This is a genomic window from Metabacillus litoralis (assembly GCF_003667825.1).
Taxonomy (GTDB): domain Bacteria; phylum Bacillota; class Bacilli; order Bacillales; family Bacillaceae; genus Metabacillus; species Metabacillus litoralis_B.
Window position 1 is genome coordinate 4942040 of sequence record NZ_CP033043.1, and the last position, 21771, is coordinate 4963810.

The window sequence follows — 21771 nt, forward strand, 5'->3', positions numbered from 1 at the left end:
TTTTATATTACATTGGATAATCACAGAAATAAAGACTGCACATGGCAGCCTTATCCTAGCTTACGCAATCCTTTGTATTCTTTTGATAGTTTCATAAATACTGTCTTGTTCTTTGTGTCAAGTGCATCATTGATACGTTCTTCTAGCAATTCTTTTTTCCTGTTAAACAACGCTTCATCCAAAATCATTTGAATATACATGTCTAATACAGGTTGCTCGGATGGAACGTTTTTCGTGTTACGGGACTTCATGATTTCAGTGTACGACGACTTTTTATTTTTCATGAAAGATCACCCCTGATGCCTTTTTTATATTGTATGGAATTTTTAGGAGAAAATCAACCAAATTGTTAAAATTTTTAAAAAATTTAACAGGAATATTTTTGGAATGTATGAAAATCTTACAATAGGAAAAGATATTCCAAAGGATGTGATGTCATGTATAAGGAAGAAGAAACAGAATTATCACCAACAGCTTTAAATCCACTGGTTGGAATTGAAATGGAAGATAGAGATCGTTTGAGAAGCCCATTTGAGGATTCAGCAGCTCAGAATAATGAATGACTTCTTTACAAATATGTAAAAGAAGTCATTTTTTTATGGAGTTTTTGTAAATTTATAGAATTTTTAAAAAAGACATGCTAGATTATTTATGGGATATTTTACCTAATAATTTAGTAAGAGGTGCAAAACGGTGATTGATACGAACAAAATGGTAGTGGAAGATTATCTTATTAACCGATTTACTATGGCCATTCTCCCTGGTGAAAATAGGTACATCACTGAGGTACTAGAGCTTGAGCAAGATCTTACTGTTGGAAAACGCCCAATGGATGTTATTGACCAAAGTTGCAGATATTTTGGGAGCAGTTATAATGGCAGGAAGGAAGGGACTAAAGACTTAATGGGTGTTACACATAAACCACCAATTGTAATTGACCCGGCAAACTCAATTTACTTCTTCCCAACAACATCCTCCACACGGCCACATTGTGCATGGCTTTCACATAGTTTTGTGAAAGAATATGTAGGAACGAATGAAGACAATACTTGCATTACATTTACAAATGGTAAAGTAATAACGTTACCAATGTCAGTAGGGTCCTTTGAAAATCAACTTTTCCGCACAGCACAGTTAAGAACGATTATTTCTTCAAGAATTGAACAGGAACAAAGAAAAATAAATATGCTTCTTTTTCCGAAAGGTGAGAAGGAAGTTAGTTCATTTTATGAACAAATGATAAGAGAAATGAATCGATTTCAATAATTAACTTCATTGTGAATAAGATAGAACGAGACGAAGCTATCCGATTTGTGGGTAGCTTTTTCAGGGTCTACCTAACACATAAGGATTAACTAATAATGCAACATTTAGGCATGTTTATTCGTATTACTGCTAAGACAGTTTGATTACAAAGGAGAATATGATGTCATTTAAAAAGAGAAGAGAGAAACATTTAAGAAAACGAAGAGCCAAAAGAAAGCATGATACTTATTCCATATTCGATTTCTTTGCGGATGTTGTCTTTTATTTTCCTGAACTTATTTTTCTACCGTTCCGAATAGTATGGTATGGAATAAGAGTCATTTTTAGATTTTTTGATTGGACCTAGTTGAACTTATTTTTCTTTATTAAGTGAGCACTAATATTTATGTTTGTGTACTTTTTCCAAAATTTGTCTTTTCTGGTTTAAATAAATATAATTCCATAATTTCAGATACTTTGTTTCGAATTCTAGGATTAAAATAATTGTGTTTTTCTTCATATCCGTTGTAAATAAAGGAATAAAGAGTGAATGCTTCGTCTCGTTCAACCTGATGAACTTTAATGTTTCGTTTTTGAAGCTCTCGCTTAACGTCAGCCAAATCCTTTTGTGCGAGTTTTAACGACTCTTCAACAATAGATAAATATGGACGATGTAATTTAAATGGACTTTGTTGAATAACTGCTAAATCTCTATTAAAAATTGAAACAGCCATCGGTAAATAAATTGCTTGTTCGATCATGTCTCGAACGTCACTTGGTATTCTTGTCACAGAAATGCCCCCTATCGATACAGAACATTTGTTCGTATTTAATTATAATCGAATCCTAATAAATTCGCAAGTATGACAAACTTAGTAAGTACCTGTATCTTTTAAGTTTTAACATAAGTGTGTACAATAGATACAAAGGATTTTACAAGGAGTATAAGATGAACTTTGAGACGTTGCAGGACATTTTTACATTAGAATATTTAATGGAACTATTTGAGACCTATCGTTCATTTGGTCCATTTTTCGCTATATTATTACCAATGTTAGAAGCCTTTTTTCCATTTTTACCACTAGTTATCTTTATTGTTGCCAATGTAAATTCATTTGGACTATGGATGGGATTTTTTTTATCTTGGATTGGGGCTTGTTTAGGTGCTATTATTGTATTCGTTATAATGAGGAAACTTGGCGAATGGAGAGTTTTTAAGAGCCTGAAAGAAAAAAAGGGAATTAAAAAGCTGTTAACCTGGATTGAACGAAGAGGATTTAGCCCGCTTTTTCTAATTCTTTGTTTTCCGTTTACTCCGTCGGCAGCGATTAATGTTGTTGCAGGTTTGTCCAGAATTAGTTACTGGCAGTTTATATTAGCAGTTCTGTCGGGGAAACTAGTTATGATTTTCTTGGTAAGTTTTATTGGGCAGGATCTGCACGCTCTTATAACAAAGCCAATTCGATCTGTTATAGCAGGGGTTGTAATCTTTTTACTATGGTTTATTGGAAAAAGAGTCGAAAAAAGACTGAATACTACCATAACGGTTGAGAAAAAAGAACACTAACCTTTAGGAGGTTATATGAAAAAGCGTAAAATTGCTTTTACGGCAGTAGGAGTATGTTTAACAGCTATTATTGTGAAAAATTTGATTTTTGTTGAATATAAGGTAGAGGGAGTTTCCATGCAGCCAACATATGAGGAAGGAAGATTGCTTTCTATTAACAAGTTAAGCTTATATTTTTCCTCGTTAAAGAGATTTGATGTGGTCGTATTCCAACTCCCAAATAGTGACGACATTTATGTGAAAAGAGTGATTGGTCTTCCGGGTGATGAACTTCATTATAAGGATGATCAGCTTTATGTAAATGGAAAGGCTGTAAATGAACCTTTTCTTTCTCCTGAAGATCTAGATGTTACGAAGCAGACAGGAAACTTTACGCTCGAGGATATTATAGATAAAGGAACAATACCAAAAGGTTATATATTTGTTATAGGTGACAACCGTATCCAAAGCCGGGACAGTCGTCATTTTGGTTTAGTGAAAATGGATGATGTCATAGGAATTGTAGGTAATGAAGAATAATGCTAACTCAACTTGTTTATAACTTGTGGAGTTAGCATTTTTTTGTTGATAAAGGGAGGGCGTGTGCTGTTGTTCATTAGGTGGATGAATGACAAAAGTGGCGGTGTAGAAGAGAGAGTGGTGTCGTTCATAGGGGCGATGAACGACAAAAGTGTTGAGGTAAGAGAGAGTGGTGTCGTTCATAGGGGCGATGAACGACAAAAGTGTTGAGGTAAGAGAGAGTGGTGTCGTTCATAGGGGTGATGAACGACAAAAGTGTTGAGGTAAGAGCGAGTGGTGTCGTTCATAGGGGTGATGAACGACAAAAGTGTTGGTGGAAGAGCGAGTGGTGTCGTTCATAGGGGAGATGAACGACAAAAGTGTTGGAGAGGAGAGAGAGTGGTGTCGTTCATAGGGGTGATGAACGACAAAAGTGTTGAGGTAAGAGAGAGTGGTGTCGTTCATAAGGTGGATGAACGACAAACCCTAGATAGAATCAGTCACAGATGGTCTTCAAAAGCCCGGATGATGAAGCCCAGCCCAATAGAATCCCCACAAACGTTCTTCAGAACCCCCAATCAATCAAAATATAAAAAATCAAACATACACAAAGAAGAAAAAATTCCCTAATATTTCTATTAAACTATATTATAATGAAAGTAATGAGCAATGGCTCAGAAACATGAATTAAGGGGGATGGAGAAATGCGAGAGGTTGTGATTACTGCAGCAGTGCGAACACCTATTGGTTCTTTTGGAGGCGCTTTCAAAGACCTTTCACCTACACAATTAGCTGTACCTGTTCTAGACGAGGTTGTAAAAAGAAGTAAGCTTCAAAAGCAAGATGTGGAAGAAGTGATTTTAGGACATTGTATTCAAAGGACAGATGAGCCTAATACAGCGAGGACAGCGGCTCTATTAGCTGAATTTCCTGATACAACAACAGGTTATACAATCCAGCGACAGTGTGCATCAGGGTTACAGGCTATTTTATCTGCAGCTATGCAAATTCAAACAGGACATTCAAATATTGTGATAGCAGGCGGAGTGGAGGTAATGAGCTCAAGTCCATACTTACTTAAGCAGCATCGATGGGGATCACGTCTTCAGCATGGCCAGGTAACAGACAGTGTGTGGGAAATATTAGAGGATCCAATTCACCATATAATGATGGGGGAAACAGCTGAAAATGTGGCAGAGGAATATGGTATCACAAGAAAAGAGCAGGATGAACTTGCATTATCAAGTCATAATCGTGCTTTAGCGGCAATTGAAGGTGGGAAGTTTGCACAAGAAATCTTGCCGATAAGTGTGAAAACGCGTAAAGGGGAAAATGTTGTTTCTCAAGATGAAGGACCACGACAGGTTTCAAGTGATAAACTCACGGCTTTAGCACCGATTTTTAGAGAGAATGGAACAGTAACAGCCGGGAATGCTTCTTCCTTGAATGATGGGGCGGCTGCACTTGTTTTAATGTCAAGAGAAGAAGCGGAAAAAAGAGGATTGCCGATTTTAGCGAAAATATCACACTATACTGTTGCTGGGGTAGATCCAAAAGTAATGGGAATCGGTCCTGTTCCAGCTATTCAAAAGGGATTAGCATCATTAAATTGGTCTGTTCAAGATCTAGATGTTGTTGAAATAAATGAGGCCTTTGCTGCTCAATATCTTGCTGTTGAGAAACAGCTGGAGCTGGATAGAGAAAAAGTAAATGTTAATGGAAGTGGAATTAGCTTAGGACATCCAATTGGCTGTACAGGTTCTCGTATTGTGGTTAGTCTTTTGCATGAAATGCAACGAAGAGAGGCGCAAAAAGGTCTTGCTGCATTATGTGTAGGTGGTGGCATAGGGGTAGCCTTGTTTATTGAAAGAGACTAAGAAATAGCAAGAGGCTGAGATTCTCAGTCTCTAATTTTGTTTTGAGTCAATCTGTTATAGCTTAGTAGAAAAGTGAATGCAACTCCAAACAAAACAATAAATAATAGAAGTACATACTGAAAAGATAAAAGGTTTGCTACGAGTGGACCTATACTAGCACCTGTTAATAATGTAAATGAATACAAAGAAATGGCTGTTGCTCGCTTATCCCCGGCCGATTCACCGATAAATGTAATGAGTGATGGAATAAAAATAGCGACAGCAGAGACAAAGAATAAGGATAAGATGGTGATTAGTATGAGCTGTTTTGTTAATAACATGAGTGCGAGGGAAGAGATGATCATCGCTATGCAAGTAAGCAAGATGTTAATGAGTGAATATTTTTTTATCCAAAAGCTGCTGAATAAGGAAAGAGGCGTACCAATTAAGGCGATACATCTACTGTAAAAAAGTTCTTTTTCTAGTTCAACATAGTATTGAGCAAATTCTTCATAAATAGAAACAAATGACATCAAAGTAATAAAGGTTATGCTAAGTCCTAAAATGATTGGGGTTTGAATTAGTCTACCTGTTGTGAAGGTGTCGGCAGGTTTCCTTTTCTTTTGAACGGACACATTAGGAAGAAGATAGAAGGCACATAGAGACAAACATAAATAACTTACCCCGAAGAAATAAAAAACAGCCCGCCAATCTAGCACATTCACCGTTAGCGAACTAATCAGTTGTCCGATAATACCAGCCATTAAAAACCCTGTATTAATGATCGCAATAATGAATGTTCTCCTGTTTACTGTAAACGCATCAAAGCAATAGGCATAGGCAACAGGGGCAAAGCTTCCTAACACAAATCCTTGAAGTCCTCTAGAAAGGTAAAAACTTGTGAGTGAAGTGGAAAAGGTGATTATCAGCGTTAAGCAAAAGGAGGCAACCATGCCGAAAAACAATACATTTCTTTTTGAAAGTGAAGCTGATATTGGACCAAAGCATAGTAGTCCTGTTGCGTAACAAAACGTAAAGATTGTACTTGAAAAAACGGCTTCACCATATGTAATCGACAGCCCTTCTGCAAGTTCGGTATAAATCGGGATAAGTAAATAAATATTACTAGCCACACAAACAGCCGCAAACCAGAAAAACAGTTCCACGATACGATCCTTCATCATCAGATACCTCCTAATGATAACGTATGTTTCAAGAGTAATAGAGGTGTATTCCTTATACAAAAGTTGGTAGAGATGAAAAATGGAATTTGCCTGTAAAGTAAAGTAAAATAGTAAGAGATAGCTAGATCGAAAATTAATACTAAAAAACTACCACGCTACTTTAGTTGTGGTAGTTGTTTTTTCATATAAGAACAAAGAAAATGACCGTTTAATAACACTCTAAAACGTAAGTGGGGAATAAACATGAGTATTCAATTTATCTTGGGGCGCTCTGGAACCGGGAAAACAGAGACGATGTTAAATGAAATAAGAGACAGGCTCTTTCAAGAACCAATTGGCCGTCCGATTATTTATCTCGTACCAGACCAAATGACGTTTGGGGCAGAATATGAGTTAATACGTACACCAAATTTAGGTGGGATGATACGTGCACAAACATTTAGCTTTAGCCGTTTAGCTTGGAGAGTTTTACAGGAAACAGGGGGAATGACTCGTCATCATTTATCTGGTACTGGAATTCAAATGCTTCTCCGGAAACTCGTTGAGGAGTATAAACAAGATTTTAAAGTATTTGCCAAAGCAAGTGATAAAAATGGCTTTATTGAACAGCTAGAAGTTATGTTAACAGAGTTTAAACGATATTGCTTATCACCTCAAGAGTTGGAAGAGTTTGTAGCAAATGCTCAAACCGAGCATGATCGTAAATCATTAACCGATAAACTTCATGACATGGCCATTCTTTATAAACAACTGGAAATTCAATTAAGCCATAAATACGTAGATTCTGAGGATTATTTGAAGCTATTAGCTGAAAAGGTAGAAAACTCAAGTTATTTACAATCTGCTGATATTTATATTGATGGCTTTCATAGCTTTACGCCACAAGAATATGAAGTGGTTGCTGCCTTAATGAAGCATGCACAAAATGTAAAGATTGCTCTTACTGCAGATAAAGCATATAAAGAATTCCTGCCTCATGAATTGCACTTATTTCAAATGACGGGAAAAACGTACAATACCATTCTCGAGCTGGCTACTGAGGCAGGTAAGCAAGTGGACGAGCCAATAGTTCTTAAAGAACAGCATCGCTATGCTGGAAGTCAGTCGTTACAACATTTAGAAGCATTTTATGATATAAGACCAACAACTGTTTTTGATCAAGATCCTGATGTTACGATTTTTCAGGCTACCAATCGCCGCTCTGAGGTTGAAGGAATTGCAAGGGAAATTCAATCACTTATTAGAAATGGTCATTATCGTTATCGTGATCTTGCTCTACTTATACGAAATTCCAATGATTATCGAGATGTGATTGAACAGGTATTCCGTGATTATGAAGTACCGTTTTTTATTGATCAAAAGCGTTCCATGCTCAATCATCCTTTAGTGGAGTTAATTCGTTCTACAATCGAAATTATCAATGGATTTTGGCGTTATGAAGCAGTATTTCGTGCTGTGAAAACAGAGCTGCTGTTTCCGATTAAAAAAGACAAATATGCTATGCGCGAAGATATGGACTTGTTAGAAAACTATGTTCTTTCTTATGGCATTCAGGGATCGAAGTGGACAAATGGGGATCGTTTTCGTTACCGCCGTTTCTATTCACTTGATGATGAATTTGTTGTCACAGATGACGAAAAAGAAATGGAGGACAAGCTAAATCAGTTACGAGAGCTTATTGTTCAACCAATTCAAACTTTGCATAAAAGGTTAAAGCGAAGTCAAAATGGTCAAGAGATGGCAGAAGCTTTGTTTCTTTATTTAGAAGAATTGCACATTCCTGAAAAGCTTGAAGGACTTCGGATTGCAGCAGAAGAAAAAGGGTTGTTATTAGAAGCGAGAGAGCATGATCAGGTTTGGCAGGCAGTCATAAACTTATTAGACGAGTTCGTTGAAATGATGGCGGAAGAACCTGTGTCTTTAAAGCTTTTCTCAGAGATGCTTGAAACAGGTTTGGAGTCAATGAAATTCTCGTTAGTGCCACCAGCAATTGACCAGGTGCTAATTGCAGATCTTGAAAAATCCAGGTTTTTCAACGTGAAGTGCTCATTTATTGTTGGAGTAAATGATGGGGTTATTCCTGCTCGACCAAAGGAAGAAGGCATTTTAACAGAGGATGATCGAGAGGCTCTTCATTATCAGGGGGTCAATCTTGCACCAACCGCAAGACAGCAGCTGCTTGATGAAAACTTTATCATTTATATGGCATTATCAAGTTCATCTGAAAAATTATATCTCTCCTATGCGATGGCGGATGAAGAAGGAAAGGCATTGTTGCCTTCTGTCATTATTAAGCGAATGGAAGAAATGTTTCCAACAATAAAGCAGCAGCGCTTATTGAATGAGCCGGAGCAGCTTTCACCAAAAGAGCAATTATCGTTTATCGTAAACCATCATGTAACACTTTCTTATGTTACATCTCAATTGCAATCGTGGAAAAGAGGATATCCGATTCACTCATTATGGTGGGATGCTTATAACTACTTTGTCTCATCTGATAATCAACAACTCACTCAGAAGGTGTTAAGCAGTTTAACGTATGAAAATAGACCAGAACAGCTAGAAACATCTGTTAGTCGTGAACTATATGGTGAACATATTCAAGGAAGTGTGTCGCGAATGGAGAAATTCAACAGCTGCCCATTCTCTCATTTTGCTTCACATGGTTTAAAGCTAAGAGAAAGACAGTTTTTCAAGCTTGAGGCACCTGATATAGGGCAAATGTTCCACTCTGCCTTGAAACTGATTTCTGATCGCTTACATCATTTAAAATTGGATTGGAAAGAGTTAACGAAGGATCAATGTGAGCGACTTTCTAATGATGCGGTTGAGCAGCTTGCACCAAGATTACAAAAAGAAATCTTATTAAGCTCAAATCGTTATCATTATATCAAGCGAAAGCTACAGAAAATTCTTGCCCGTGCTTCATCTATTCTTAGTGAACACGCAAAGGCGAGTGGCTTTGCACCAGTTGGCCTAGAGCTTGGTTTTGGTAAAGGTGGAGAACTACCACCCATTCGTTTTACATTGCCAAATGGCTGTACGATGGAGGTTGCGGGAAGAATTGATAGAGTTGATAAAGCAACAGGTTCAAATGGTGTACTGTTAAGAATTGTTGATTATAAATCAAGTGAAAAAAATGTCCAGCTTTCTGAGGTCTATTATGGTTTAGCGCTTCAAATGCTAACCTATTTAGATGTTATTATTTCGAACTCAAAGCTGTGGTTAGGAATTGAAGCTACTCCTGCCGGGGTATTATATTTCCATGTTCATGATCCAATGATTCAGGCTTCTTCTCTTTTACCGGAAGAAAAGCTTGATGATGAAATTTTTAAGAAGTTTAAAATGAAAGGACTTTTACTCGGTGATGAGGAAGCAGTGAAATTGATGGATCAGTCTCTTACGGAAGGAACCAGTTCAAATATCATTGCTGCCGGCTTGAAAAAGGATGGAGGATTTCGCTCCACATCCTCTATAGCGAGTGAAGCTGAATTCGAGTTATTGCGTCAACACGTGCGATCCACTTTCAAGAAGATTGGAACGAATATTACAGATGGAATAATCGATATTAGCCCTTACAAGCTTAAGGATAAAATGCCTTGTACGTATTGTGAATATAAATCTGTATGTCAATTTGATGAATCGTTAGAGGAAAATAACTACCGTATCTTAAAAAGTGAAAAAAATGATGAAGTATTAAAACGAATGAGAGAGGAGGCTGGAGTTGATGAGTGAAATCATAGCTAAGCCTGAGAACAGCCAATGGACGGATGATCAATGGAAGGCAATTGCTGCAAGTGGACAAGACATATTAGTAGCCGCTGCTGCCGGATCGGGAAAAACAGCCGTTTTAGTTGAACGAATCATTCGTAAAATTCTTTCAAAAGAAAATCCTGTTGATGTTGATTCTTTATTAGTTGTTACGTTTACAAATGCTTCTGCAGCTGAGATGAGGCACCGTATTGGTGAGGCACTTGAAAAAGCACTAAAGGAAAATCCATCTTCACTACACTTACGCAGACAGCTTACATTACTCAATAAAGCATCAATTTCAACTCTACACTCGTTCTGTTTACAGGTTGTCCGAAAGTATTATTACTTGATTAATATTGATCCTAGCTTCCGTATTGCTGATTCAACAGAAGGTCAGCTTTTAATTGATGAAGTTCTTGATGAATTATTTGAAGAGGAATACAGTCAGGAAGATAACGAAGAATTTTTTGATTTAGTTGATCGTTATACATCTGACCGAAGTGATCTTGAGCTTCAATCTTTAATTCGAGAGCTGTACTTTTTTTCAAGATCACATCCAATGCCAAGTGTTTGGCTGAATCAGCTTGCTGCCATGTATGACCTAGACGATGACTTTGATATGAATTCGTTACCGTTTATGAACTACCTAATGCAGGATATTGAGATGCAGTTATCAGGTGCTCGGGAGCAGCTTCTTCAAGCAATGGAGCTTACGAAAAAACCAGCCGGACCTGCTCCACGTGCGGAAAACCTTGACGATGACTTAAAGCTGCTGTCAGATATACTGGCGCATAAGCATTCTTGGGATGAAATGGGTGAACAACTAAAAAAGTTTAAAATGTCACGTGCTAAGATCGTCAAGGGTGATCAATATGATAAGAGTTTAACAGATCAAGTGACAGCTTTGCGTAATGCGGTTAAAAAGCAAATCGAGCAATTACGTGATGAATTGTTTTCTCGTTCCCTTCAGCATTATAGGCAGGATTTTGTTCATTTAAAGCCTGTTGTCAAAAAGCTTGTTGATCTTGTTCAGCAGTTTGCCCATCGTTATGAAGGCATGAAAAAAGAAAAAGGAATCGTCGATTTTGCTGATCTAGAGCATTATTGTTTACAAATTCTGCAAACAGATGAAAATAAACCAAGTGAAGCGTCTCTTTATTATAAACAGCAGTTTGTAGAGGTTCTTGTTGATGAGTATCAAGATACGAATCTCGTTCAAGAATCGATTTTAAAGCTTGTGACAAAAGACGAAGAAGCAACAGGAAATCTCTTCATGGTAGGAGATGTAAAGCAATCCATATACCGCTTCCGTCTTGCAGAGCCTTTTCTATTTTTAAGCAAATATAAACGATTTACACAATCTGCTGAGCAAACAGGAATGCGCATTGATTTATCGAAAAACTTCCGAAGCCGCTCAGAAGTGCTAGATGGAACGAACTATTTATTTAAACAAATTATGGGCGAAACAGTTGGAGAAATTGTGTACGATAATGACGCAGAATTAAAGCTTGGTGCCACGTATCCAGAAAATGATCTGATGAAAACGGAGCTTTTACTCATTGAACGTGGTAGTGGAGACGAACAAGAAAAAGATGGTGACACAGAAACCGAGGGCGTTTTTGATGAACAAGAGCTAGAAACTGTTCAGCTTGAAGCGAGATTAATGGCTCGTAAGATTAAGACATTAATAGACGAACAATTTCCTGTATACGATCGTGGAATTGGTGGAACGCGTCCTGTTACGTATCGAGATGTTGTCATTCTTCTGCGCTCTATGCCATGGGCGCCACAAATAATGGAAGAATTTAAGCAAGCTGGAATTCCGGTTTATGCGAATTTATCAGATGGCTATTTTGAAGCAACTGAAGTAGCGATCATGCTATCCCTTCTGAAGATCATTGACAATCCATATCAAGATATCCCGTTAGCTGCAGCACTTCGTTCACCAGTCGTTGGTTTATCGGAAAATGAATTGGCCATTATTCGTACATTCGATCATAAAGGAATGTTTTATGATGCAGTTAAAGCCTTTTTGGCTTCTAACGATGCAAGGTATGAAAAGCTTTATGAAAAGTTACATCCTTTTATTGATCTTTTGCAGGGCTGGAGAGACATAGCGAGACAAGGATCAGTTTCCGATTTAATATGGCAGCTTTACCGTGATACAAAGTTTTTTGATTTTGTTGGCGGAATGCCTGGTGGAAAACAACGACAAGCAAATCTTCGTGCTCTATATGATCGCGCCCGTCAATATGAAGCAACGTCATTTAGAGGGCTATTCCGCTTTTTACGTTTTATTGAACGTATGCAGGACCGCGGCGATGATTTAGGGGCAGCACGTGCGCTTGGAGAGCAAGAGGATGTCGTAAGGCTTATGACAATTCACAGCAGTAAAGGGTTAGAGTTTCCAATCGTGTTTGTTGCAGGGCTTTCCAAGCAATTTAATATGATGGATTTAAATAAAAAGTATTTGCTAGATAAAGAGCTTGGATTTGGGACAAAGCTTATTAACCCTAAACTTCGAGTAAGCTACCCAACACTGCCTTATATTGCTCTGAAGAAAAAAATGAGAATGGAACTTCTTGCTGAGGAAATGCGAGTGCTTTATGTTGCGCTTACTCGTGCAAAAGAAAAGCTGTATTTAGTAGGAACATTAAAGGACCCGGATAAAACGATAACGAACTGGAGAAATCACATAGCACATCAAGATTGGCTATTACCTGATTTTGAACGGGCTAAAGCGAAAAGTTACCTTGATTGGGTTGGCCCTGCGTTAATTCGCCATAAAGATTGTGTTGTGTTAGGTGATGGACAAATTTGTTTAACAGAAGAAATATCAAGTCACCCATCGCGATGGACAATTCAACAAGTAAAAGGAGAAGAGCTTGTTGAAGCATTCAAGGATGATCAAGAACGAAATGATGAATTGCTTAGTTCTATTCAAAAAGGTGAAGCTGTGATGCTTGAAAGTGAGCAGAAGCAAGTAGTCATAGATCAGCTTTCTTGGTCGTACCCATTCCAGCAAGCAACAAAAAGTCGCTCTAAGCAATCTGTGACAGAGATGAAAAGACAACGGGAGATTACAGATGAGTATAGTGATCAGCAGCTCATTAAGAAACAAGCCTCTCAATCATTGTTATATAATCGACCAAGCTTTATGCAAAGCAAGTCAATATCACCGGCTGAGAGAGGAACAGCCATGCATGCTGTCATGCAGCACATTCCTTTAACTGAAAAAGTAACAAAAGCTGAAATTGAAAAGAAAGTGGAAGAGCTTGTTACAAAGGAAATTCTTACAGAAGATTTGGCTAAAGTGATCAATATCGGGCAAATTGTTGCCTTTTTCTCTTCAGATATCGGCCTAAGATTGCAAAATGCACACAATGTTTATCGAGAAATTCCATTTAGTTATGCGTTAGAGGCAAATACTCTTTATGAAAATGTGAAGGATGAACCGATTTTAGTTCAAGGAGTAATCGACTGTTTATTTGAAGATGAACATGGTACTGTTTTGTTAGATTACAAAACTGATACGATACAAGGTAGAATAACAGCAGAAAAAGATGAGCTTGAAAACATATTAAGTGATCGCTATCGAGTTCAAATTGATTTGTATACAAAAGCAATCGAAGATATTATCCACCGTCCTTTACAAGAAAAATATTTATTTTTCTTCGACGGAGGACATCTCATAAAAATGTAAAAAGATGCAATCGGTGAATATCCATCGATTGCATTCTATTGTCCATGTGTAAGTGGCTAAGAAAGGATGATGAAAAGATGCGTATTTTGCATACGGCAGATTGGCACCTTGGACGAGCTCTAGAAGGTCGTAGTCGATTAGCTGAACAGGCTGATTTTATTGATGAGCTTGTACGAATTGTAGAAGAAGAAAAAGTAGACGCCATATTAATGGCTGGTGATGCATTTGATACGGTCAACCCACCGGCTGCAGCGGAGCAACTGTTTTATGAAGGCCTTTCTAGATTATCAGATCATGGTAAACGTCCAATCGTTGTGATTGCAGGAAATCATGACAACCCTGACCGCTTATCTGCAGCATCACCTTTAGCTGGGAACCATTCCATTCATTTAATTGGTTATCCAACAACTGAATTGATTAAATTAGATATCCCGAGTGCAGGAGAGCAAATGCTGGTTGCTGCACTTGCATATCCTTCAGAAGCAAGACTTGAACAAGTATTATCACAGGAGCATGATGAAGTGCTGCTTCGTAATAAGTATGATGAACGTATACGTGATCTTTTTTCGATGATGAGTAAACAATTTCAAAAGGACACAGTGAATATTGCGATGAGTCATATTCATGTTGCTGGAGGAAGCTCAACAGATTCGGAACGTCCAATTGAAGTTGGTGGAGCTTATACCGTTGCAGCGACAAGTATGCCTGAGGCTGCTCAGTATGTTGCATTAGGTCATTTACACCGCCCACAAAACATTAAGCGTGCGAGCACATTAACCAGGTACTCAGGCTCACCGCTTGCGTATAGCTTTTCAGAAATCGGTTATGCAAAATCGGTCACGATTTTAGATGCTGAACCAAATCAGCCTGTTGTGATGAAGGAGATACCATTATCATCTGGCAAGCCTTTGGTGAAATGGAAAGCAACAGAGGGGATTAGTCAGGTTCATAGCTGGCTTGATGAAGGAAAAGACCATAATGCATGGATAGATTTAGAAATTCATTTAACTAGTACTCTCTCAATTGAGGAAATCCACCGCCTTCGTAAATGGCATCCAGGCTTCATTCATATCCGACCTGTGTTTCAAGCTGAGCTGGAGGTTGCAGCAACAAGACAATCAAACCTCCCAATTGACCAATTGTTTTCGCAGTTTTACGAAAAACAAACAGGGGGAGCAAAACCGGAGGAGGAGCTTGTTCGCTTATTTTTAGAACTCGTTCAGCAGGATGAAGAGCAAGAGGAGGGTGATGAAGCATGAAGCCTATTACTTTAACTGTTTCTGGATTGCATAGTTTCAGAGAAAAACAGACGATTAACTTTGATGCCCTTTGTGATGGGGGGATCTTTGGAATCTTTGGGCCAACTGGAAGCGGAAAGTCATCGATTCTGGATGCTATGACTCTTGCTTTATATGGAAAAGTAGAACGTGCGATGAACAACACACATGGAATTTTAAATCATGCTGAGGATCAACTCTCTGTTTCGTTTACCTTTGAACTTGAAAATGCCTCTTCAAAGAAAAGATATGTTGTGGAACGGGTGTTTAAACGAACAGATGATATTAGGGTAAAAACAGCAATTTGCCGTTTAATTGAGGAAGGAGAAGAGCATGTTGTCTTAGCGGATAAAGCAGTTGATGTGAACGACGAGATCTATGGATTATTAGGTCTGACAATTGATGACTTTACCCGTGCTGTTGTTCTTCCACAAGGAAAATTTGCAGAATTTCTTTCTTTAAAAGGTGCAGAAAGAAGACAAATGCTACAACGTTTATTTCACTTAGAGCAATACGGTGATCAGCTCCTAAAGAAGCTCAAGCGACGTTTAGCAACTGCAAGAATTACCCGTAATGAATTAGAAGCAGAGAAAACGGGTTTAGGCGATGCATCAAGTGAGGCTGTTAAAGAGGCGAAAAAGCAAGTAAAAGAAGCAGAAGTTTTACTTGAAAAGCGTCAAAAAGAGCTTGAAAGTGTAACAAAGGACTATGAACAAAAACAAGCAACTTGGCAATTACAACAGCAAAGGCTAGAACTAGAAAAGGAAAAAGCGGCAGTCCAAAAAGATGAAGAACAGATTCAATCTTTACAACAACAGTTGAAAACGGCTGAGGAAGCAGAAGCCTTAAGACCGTATGCAGAAGCTTTACAAGCTCGTAAACAAGAAAAAATTCAGGCAGAAGGTAATCTTGAGGCTGCGAAGAAAAATGTAGAGAGAATGAAGCTGCAATATGAAGCTAGCAGCCGAGCATACGAGGCAATTCGAAAGGAAAAATCTGAACAAGAACCAGCTTTAGTAGCAAAGCGAGAAAAGCTATTACAATTGCAAAAGGTTGAAGAAGAGCTTAAACAAGATCAAACAATCCTTCACGAGCTTCAACAGAAAAAAGAAGAGCTACAAAAGCAGCAGGAGCACCATCAGTCACTATTAACAAAAGCACATCAATTAGTTGAAAAAGCAGCAGTAAAGCAGCAAACTTTACAAGAAGAGCAGAAAACAAAAACCGTTTCTGCTAAAGAAAGAGATCAGGTTCGTGCCGCTTTAGAAGCAAAACAACTTGTTCAACAAAGTAAACAGCAGTTCGAAGAAACGCATGAATTGCTAGAGAAAAAAACAAACGCATTAAATAATGAAAAGAAAAAATACGATTCTCTCATAGATCAATTATCCGTAAATAAAAAACATCTTGAAAATAAATTTAACGAACTAACCTCTCTATATTTTCTTATTTCGGAAAGGGAAACGGAATATAAGCACTTTCTTTCTATCGCTAAACACAACTTAGAAGAAAAAATAGCAGAAGAGGAAAAGGCAAAAAACCAGAAGTTGGCTTTAAGGCTCGTCAAGGAGCTGAAAGAGGGAGCACCTTGTCCTGTTTGTGGTTCATGTAGCCACCCGAGCCCTGTACATGCTGATTTCGATCATGATGAAGAAATCGAAAAGCAATTACATGTGATGAAGCAACAGTTTGAACAGCTTCAGTCATTAAGTCAGGAGCCACATTCACTTAAAATAAAAGCAGAGGGTTTATCCGAGCAGCTTACTGCTGATTTCTTATTTTTACAAGATAAAAAGCTACTAGAAGAAGTTCAAGTAGAGCAACTGATTGCACCAAATACGAATATGTCATTAGAACAAGGTTTTCAAACGTTTCAATTATCGTTTAAAAATCTAAATCAAGATTTTATACAATTACGTCAATCTCTTGAAAAGAACGTGAAACAGCTACGTGATTTGCAGCAGGAGGAAGTAAGAAGTAAAGATGGTATTTCTTCTGCAAATAATGATGTTCAGGAATGGACAGATAAACTCAATGAATACAAGGAAAAGTTACAGAAAAGCTTAACCTATTACTCTGAGACATTCACACAAATTCCAATTGAGAATGTTGAGAAGTTACAAAAAGAAATCTCAGAAAAAGATGAAGCACTCGAGCAGTTAAATGAACGAATTCAAAAGAGTTTTTCTTTCATAGAAGAACAGGAAGAAATCGTGAAAAAACAGGAAGAATTCAATCGTCACATAAAAGAACAACAGATTGAGCTTCAAGCCTCATTAAAGAGTCGTGATTTTTCAATAAAAGAAAAACAAGAAAAGCTAAAAGAAGTTGGGTTGGAGAAGCCAATTTCTACTGTAATCGCGGAAACAAATGCGACGATTAAACAATTAGCTGAAAAAGAAAATGAGCTGTATCAAGGTTGGCAAAAAGAATCTAACATGCTTCATCAATTGCAAAGTGAGCTTGCTGCACATGAAAGATCATATGAGCAAGCAAAGCACCAAGTTCAAGAATCGGAACAAAAATGGTCACAAGTAAAAGAAAATACATCGTTTAAAACCATTGAAGAAACACTAGCATCTCTACTAGGTGCAGAAAAAAGGCAACAACTAAAGTCTGAAATTGAAGCTTTCTTGGATAAAATGAAGCAGCTTAACACAGACTTAAATCGAATTGAAGAAAAACTGGGGAATCAGCAGGTTTCTCAAGAAGAATGGGATACTATTCAACAAATCAAAGTGGAGATGAAGCAGCAGGTTGAGGATGCTGTTGCCAGCAAGGGGGCAGCTACAAATGGCCTGCAAGTGCTTTTAGAGAAGCACGAGCGCTTCGTAGTCATAGAAAACCAACAAAAAGAACTTGATGATCTGTTGGGAAAACTGGAAAAACTTCAATCTGTTTTTAAAGGAAACAGCTTTGTTGAATATGTTGCAGAGGAGCAGCTGCAGCAAGTAAGCCGTGATGCATCTGACAGGCTTTCAATGTTAACTCGTGGTCGCTATGCGATTGAGGTTGATTCACAAGGTGGATTTATTATGAGAGATGATGCAAACGGTGGAGTAAGAAGACCTGTTTCCACCTTATCAGGAGGGGAAACGTTCTTAACCTCACTTGCACTTGCCTTATCGCTATCAACACAAATTCAACTTCGTGGTGAATACCCGCTTCAATTTTTCTTCTTAGATGAAGGGTTCGGAACGTTAGACATTGAGCTACTCGATACAGTCATAACGGCTCTAGAAAAATTGCAATCACAAAATTTATCAGTCGGTGTTATTAGTCACGTGCAGGAGCTGAGAGCAAGATTGCCACGGAAACTAATTGTGGAGCCAGCTGAACCTTCTGGTAAAGGAACGTCTGTTTACTTAGAATCACTTTAATAGTTTGGTTGTGAAGTGTTGAATATGTCTCCTTTAGCTTATGAACACATAAGAAATCAACATTCCACAGAACCAATTTGATGATAAAGGGATGTCGCGATGGGAAAGAAAAAAGAAATTGGGACATGTGAATTGTGTGAAAGAGAAGAAGTTGAAACAACCATTCATCACCTAACACCTAAGGAAATGGGTGGGACCTTCTTGCCTACAGCAAAGCTCTGTGTGGCTTGTCACAAGCAAATTCATGCATTATATACAAACGAAGAATTAGCTGCAAGGCTTTCAACTATTGAAGACCTACAACAAGATGAGAAAATCAAAAGCTTTATTAAATGGATTAAAAAGCAACCTTCTAGTAAGTTAGTTCAAACGAGAAAATCCAATGAACGAAAGCAGAAGGGGCGTTAGAAAAGGAAGACTGTCGATGATATCGGCAGTCTTTTGTTTATAAGAACTTATAATAAATTGTAACAATTTGGATACAGATTTTGGGGATTTTTCCATTTATAATTGTAATTGAAAATAATTTGTAATCGCTTACAGAAAAGGCGGTGAAACCTTTGAACAAAACAGCACTATTTTTTATTGTATATGCTTTACTGATGGTTGGACTAATATTTATGGCAGTAAATATGCCGAAATCAACTATTTCTCCAATAACTGAAAGTCTTATCTCAACAACAGAGGGAGAAAATAGCCTTGAGAAATTTAAGCAAGAGTTTAATGAAAAGAAGTCGGAAAGTACAGAATCATCAAAAGTTGAATATCCAGCCTACTATTGGATTGCTATTTTTATAGCTTCTATAATTGATTTTGTTATAGTGATGCTCTGGGTGAACCATGAAAATAAAAAGCGGGAGCAAGGAGAAAATGATAATAATCGAACATCCATTATGAAGTCTAAATGGTTTTGGTGGGTTGTTGGCTTGGGTGTTGTTAAGCAGAAAAACGACCGACTAAGGTTTGATTGGAAGGTTTGTATTCTTTATCTTGCGTTATTAACAGGATTGAAATTATATCTTATGGAAAGTACAGAATAATGAAAAGGCGGAAAAAGTGATTTCATTTTTCCGCCTTATTATTAATTATTCGCCACCATGTTTTGATCTGTTACATCAGGATCAATTAAATTGGTACCACTTATTCCATTATTAATAATGTGGAAATCTCCTGTGCTTCCTCCGCCAGAGCCTGAGGCACTCTTTGACTGGCTTTTTGGGGCAAGATAAAACGTATCCCCAAAGTTAACGACTCCGCCGCCTACTTCATTAATCTTAATTGGACCGACAATAGCTGGCATATAAAACATCCTTTTTATAGTTTCCTAGTACTTTAGTTTATGCACCTGAATACTGAGGTGTTAATCGTTTATCAAAGTTAGTGAGTAGGAGTTATCGGGCATGTTAATCCTTTAATTGGCGAATATGCTTTGTGCGGGACACTGCCCGAATATCCCTTGTAGAGCCAATCTGAAATACTGCCGAACTCGACAGGGCTGTAACATCCACATGTTGAACGGATATTACGGGCTTTTCATGAAAAAAGTTTGAAATAACAGGTTCATAAAAAACTGGCTGAGGGATTTCTTCCTCAAAGATTGGATAAGCTGTTAAATCTCCTTCTGATCCGAAAAAACGTTCTTCCTCCCGCTGAACAGCAAGTGCCTTTACACTAGGTGTTATTTGAACAGAATCACCGATGTGAAAAACAGAGCTGATCCCGATTGAGTTAACATAGGTACTTCCTACCTTAGAAATACGGCTAATCATTTTGGCGCCAACGGCACTAATGGACCAATAATAAGAGATTCAGGTGGCGTATCAAAGACAGAAGAAAGAGCAATGGTTTGTGTATCACCGATTAAAAAAACAGATGAGCTAGATACCCCAACAACTTTAATAGCTCCCACCTGGATATCTTTATTTACTACTGTAAAATTCATCGTTCTTCACTCCTTTATGGAGAATCTTTTGGCAAATGTTGTAGGAAATGCATAATGGAATTCTCAACATCCTTCTTCACCAATTCAAAAATTTCCTGTTTTTTATTAAGTAATGAATCTTGTTCAGTAAGAGGCTGAGCATTAATGTAGTATTGAATTCTGCTATCAATTTGTTTCCTAATGTCTTCAATAATATGTCTGCGATGAGGGTCATCGAGAGTTAATTCATATTGTTTTTCTGCTTGCTGTATATAATGAATACAGTCTTGATTTAGAAAATGGTTAATATCTTGGCTGCATTGCTTCATTAGTTGATCTCGAAGCTGCTGTTGAACACCATTTACGTTCATTCCTTTTTGTTGAACCTCAAAGTTATCTATCTGCTCAGGGTCGGTCGGATTGAGACCAATATTAAGGGTCCCATCTAACTGTTCAACCTTTAGTTGATCAAATTTATACTCAATTCTTTCAATATTTGTGTAAGGTTGTTTTTTTAAGTAGTCCACGTCGGTCCGTAAATCATTTGCTAGTTTAGTAAGTTGTTGGATTTTTTTATCCTGCTGCTGAACATAGTGATGAAGCTGTTGGAGGTATTTAGTCATCTCATGATAGTACAAAGCTATTCACCCACCTTTTGGTTCGCTCAAAAGTTGTTACTAATAATCTATGCAATAAAATAAAATGGGTGATAGCCTACTTAAAATTAAGTTGTTGCTGTTGGAGAAGAAAGAGGAACAAGAGGTCCCTCAGAAGCCTCTGCTGCAACACCTGTAGGAGTCTCGGTCAAAATTTGAGGTGCTTCTTGAAAAAATCCACCAGTATTATAAAGATTTGATAGGGGCTTTATCATTCCAGCACTCCCGATTTGCAGAACAGAAGAATTGTTTACAGAGCCCACCCGCAGGTAATTTATGCAGATGGTTTGGTTGATATAGAAATTCACCTTTCACATCCCCCTTTTGTAAGTTCATAAAAAGAAAAAAGGCAGGAGTACAGTGAGTGGATAGAACACCCCTACCTCCCAATTTATAAGTTTCCTGCCATTGGCTGGTCAACAACATCATTATCATACGTATTGGTAACAGAATTTTGATTGTAAATGTTAAGACCATCACCTGTGTTAAAGGAACCGGCACCAGCAAATGTTTTAACCTCGCTGTAAGGAGAAATAGTAATAACATCTCCAACATGAACAATGCTGCTTGTTCCTACACTATTTACTTTAAAGGCACCTACAATAGCTGGCATAGTCAAACATCCTTTGTTAGTGTTATAAAACAAAGCACGACAATTGGCTTTTCTATACATTATGTTAGAAATGCGAAAAAGTGTGATAAACGCGGAAAAACAAAGCTAGGATTTAAAG

General features: G+C 37.7%; 20 protein-coding genes. 11 read left to right on the forward strand and 9 right to left on the reverse strand.

The features are described 5' to 3' along the window. Positions 1-50 precede the first annotated feature (50 nt). Positions 51-284, reverse strand: a complete 234-nt coding sequence (locus D9842_RS24210) for an IDEAL domain-containing protein (protein WP_121664662.1) — start codon at positions 282-284, stop codon at positions 51-53. 153 nt (positions 285-437) lie between these two features. Here D9842_RS24210 and D9842_RS26445 point away from each other — a divergent pair, with 153 nt between their 5' ends. Next, positions 438-563, forward strand: a complete 126-nt coding sequence (locus tag D9842_RS26445) for a hypothetical protein (RefSeq protein WP_257535942.1) — start codon at positions 438-440, stop codon at positions 561-563. Positions 564-693: 130 nt separating this feature from the next. After that, on the forward strand, positions 694-1266 hold the full coding sequence (locus D9842_RS24215; RefSeq protein WP_121664663.1) for a competence protein ComK: 573 nt from the start codon (positions 694-696) through the stop codon (positions 1264-1266). Between the two features lie 383 nt (positions 1267-1649). Here D9842_RS24215 and D9842_RS24225 read toward each other — a convergent pair whose 3' ends face one another. Next, on the reverse strand, positions 1650-2036 hold the full coding sequence (locus D9842_RS24225) for a YhjD family protein (RefSeq protein ID WP_121664665.1): 387 nt from the start codon (positions 2034-2036) through the stop codon (positions 1650-1652). 158 nt (positions 2037-2194) lie between these two features. Between D9842_RS24225 and D9842_RS24230 the strand changes: the two genes are divergently transcribed. From D9842_RS24230 to D9842_RS24245, 3 genes are all read left to right on the forward strand, one after another. After that, positions 2195-2812: a TVP38/TMEM64 family protein gene (locus D9842_RS24230; RefSeq protein WP_121664666.1), complete on the forward strand. Its 618-nt coding sequence runs from the start codon at positions 2195-2197 to the stop codon at positions 2810-2812. A 15-nt stretch (positions 2813-2827) separates the two neighbouring features. After that, complete coding sequence (gene lepB / locus D9842_RS24235) at positions 2828-3331, forward strand: signal peptidase I (protein WP_098794852.1); 504 nt, start codon at positions 2828-2830, stop codon at positions 3329-3331. A 683-nt stretch (positions 3332-4014) separates the two neighbouring features. Further along, a complete protein-coding gene (locus D9842_RS24245) occupies positions 4015-5187 on the forward strand; it encodes a thiolase family protein (RefSeq protein WP_121664668.1) in 1173 nt (390 codons plus the stop codon). Positions 5188-5210: 23 nt separating this feature from the next. Here D9842_RS24245 and D9842_RS24250 read toward each other — a convergent pair whose 3' ends face one another. Then, the gene (locus D9842_RS24250; RefSeq protein ID WP_121664669.1) at positions 5211-6350 is read right to left on the reverse strand and encodes an MFS transporter; all 1140 of its coding nucleotides are present in this window, start codon (positions 6348-6350) and stop codon (positions 5211-5213) included. Between the two features lie 243 nt (positions 6351-6593). Here D9842_RS24250 and addB point away from each other — a divergent pair, with 243 nt between their 5' ends. From addB to D9842_RS24280, 6 genes are all read left to right on the forward strand, one after another. Then, entirely contained in the window at positions 6594-10085 is a 3492-nt protein-coding gene (addB, locus tag D9842_RS24255; RefSeq protein ID WP_121664670.1) for a helicase-exonuclease AddAB subunit AddB, read from the forward strand. After that, complete coding sequence (addA, locus tag D9842_RS24260; RefSeq protein ID WP_121664671.1) at positions 10078-13806, forward strand: helicase-exonuclease AddAB subunit AddA; 3729 nt, start codon at positions 10078-10080, stop codon at positions 13804-13806. The genes addB and addA overlap by 8 nt, the downstream gene beginning before the upstream one ends. Before the next feature lie 77 nt (positions 13807-13883). Further along, positions 13884-15065, forward strand: a complete 1182-nt coding sequence (locus D9842_RS24265) for an exonuclease SbcCD subunit D (RefSeq protein WP_121664672.1) — start codon at positions 13884-13886, stop codon at positions 15063-15065. Continuing rightward, positions 15062-18463, forward strand: a complete 3402-nt coding sequence (locus D9842_RS24270; protein ID WP_121664673.1) for an AAA family ATPase — start codon at positions 15062-15064, stop codon at positions 18461-18463. The genes D9842_RS24265 and D9842_RS24270 overlap by 4 nt, the downstream gene beginning before the upstream one ends. 99 nt (positions 18464-18562) lie before the next feature. After that, positions 18563-18871, forward strand: a complete 309-nt coding sequence (locus D9842_RS24275) for an HNH endonuclease (RefSeq protein ID WP_121664674.1) — start codon at positions 18563-18565, stop codon at positions 18869-18871. Between the two features lie 152 nt (positions 18872-19023). Next, on the forward strand, positions 19024-19503 hold the full coding sequence (locus D9842_RS24280) for a hypothetical protein (protein WP_121664675.1): 480 nt from the start codon (positions 19024-19026) through the stop codon (positions 19501-19503). A gap of 41 nt (positions 19504-19544) precedes the next feature. Here D9842_RS24280 and D9842_RS24285 read toward each other — a convergent pair whose 3' ends face one another. The 6 genes from D9842_RS24285 to D9842_RS24310 all read right to left on the reverse strand — a co-directional run bounded on the left by D9842_RS24285 (position 19545) and on the right by D9842_RS24310 (position 21653). Next, on the reverse strand, positions 19545-19763 hold the full coding sequence (locus D9842_RS24285) for a spore germination protein (protein ID WP_121664676.1): 219 nt from the start codon (positions 19761-19763) through the stop codon (positions 19545-19547). Between the two features lie 103 nt (positions 19764-19866). After that, positions 19867-20232 carry a spore germination protein GerPE gene (locus tag D9842_RS24290; RefSeq protein ID WP_121664677.1) on the reverse strand — a complete coding sequence of 122 codons (366 nt, stop codon included), beginning with the start codon at positions 20230-20232 and terminating at the stop codon, positions 19867-19869. After that, positions 20229-20405, reverse strand: a complete 177-nt coding sequence (locus D9842_RS24295) for a spore gernimation protein GerPD (RefSeq protein WP_121664678.1) — start codon at positions 20403-20405, stop codon at positions 20229-20231. Before D9842_RS24295 ends, D9842_RS24290 begins: the two co-directional genes overlap by 4 nt. A 14-nt stretch (positions 20406-20419) precedes the next feature. Further along, a complete protein-coding gene (gerPC, locus tag D9842_RS24300) occupies positions 20420-21022 on the reverse strand; it encodes a spore germination protein GerPC (RefSeq protein WP_121664679.1) in 603 nt (200 codons plus the stop codon). Positions 21023-21108: 86 nt separating this feature from the next. Further along, a complete protein-coding gene (locus D9842_RS24305; protein WP_121664680.1) occupies positions 21109-21348 on the reverse strand; it encodes a spore germination protein GerPB in 240 nt (79 codons plus the stop codon). A gap of 83 nt (positions 21349-21431) precedes the next feature. Next, positions 21432-21653 (reverse strand): spore germination protein, encoded by a 222-nt coding sequence (locus tag D9842_RS24310; protein ID WP_121664681.1) that lies wholly within the window; start codon positions 21651-21653, stop codon positions 21432-21434. Positions 21654-21771 lie beyond the last annotated feature (118 nt).

What these genes read in the sequence shown, in the direction of transcription:
- D9842_RS24210 (WP_121664662.1), bottom strand. Translation starts at nt 284, where the DNA reads ATGAAAAATAAAAAGTCGTCGTACACTGAAATCATGAAGTCCCGTAAC.
- D9842_RS26445 (WP_257535942.1), top strand. Translation starts at nt 438, where the DNA reads ATGTATAAGGAAGAAGAAACAGAATTATCACCAACAGCTTTAAATCCA.
- D9842_RS24230 (WP_121664666.1), top strand. Translation starts at nt 2,195, where the DNA reads ATGAACTTTGAGACGTTGCAGGACATTTTTACATTAGAATATTTAATG.
- lepB (WP_098794852.1), top strand. Translation starts at nt 2,828, where the DNA reads ATGAAAAAGCGTAAAATTGCTTTTACGGCAGTAGGAGTATGTTTAACA.
- D9842_RS24245 (WP_121664668.1), top strand. Translation starts at nt 4,015, where the DNA reads ATGCGAGAGGTTGTGATTACTGCAGCAGTGCGAACACCTATTGGTTCT.
- D9842_RS24250 (WP_121664669.1), bottom strand. Translation starts at nt 6,350, where the DNA reads ATGATGAAGGATCGTATCGTGGAACTGTTTTTCTGGTTTGCGGCTGTT.
- addB (WP_121664670.1), top strand. Translation starts at nt 6,594, where the DNA reads ATGAGTATTCAATTTATCTTGGGGCGCTCTGGAACCGGGAAAACAGAG.
- addA (WP_121664671.1), top strand. Translation starts at nt 10,078, where the DNA reads ATGAGTGAAATCATAGCTAAGCCTGAGAACAGCCAATGGACGGATGAT.
- D9842_RS24265 (WP_121664672.1), top strand. Translation starts at nt 13,884, where the DNA reads ATGCGTATTTTGCATACGGCAGATTGGCACCTTGGACGAGCTCTAGAA.
- D9842_RS24270 (WP_121664673.1), top strand. Translation starts at nt 15,062, where the DNA reads ATGAAGCCTATTACTTTAACTGTTTCTGGATTGCATAGTTTCAGAGAA.
- D9842_RS24275 (WP_121664674.1), top strand. Translation starts at nt 18,563, where the DNA reads ATGGGAAAGAAAAAAGAAATTGGGACATGTGAATTGTGTGAAAGAGAA.
- D9842_RS24285 (WP_121664676.1), bottom strand. Translation starts at nt 19,763, where the DNA reads ATGCCAGCTATTGTCGGTCCAATTAAGATTAATGAAGTAGGCGGCGGA.
- D9842_RS24290 (WP_121664677.1), bottom strand. Translation starts at nt 20,232, where the DNA reads ATGATTAGCCGTATTTCTAAGGTAGGAAGTACCTATGTTAACTCAATC.
- D9842_RS24295 (WP_121664678.1), bottom strand. Translation starts at nt 20,405, where the DNA reads ATGAATTTTACAGTAGTAAATAAAGATATCCAGGTGGGAGCTATTAAA.
- D9842_RS24310 (WP_121664681.1), bottom strand. Translation starts at nt 21,653, where the DNA reads ATGCCAGCTATTGTAGGTGCCTTTAAAGTAAATAGTGTAGGAACAAGC.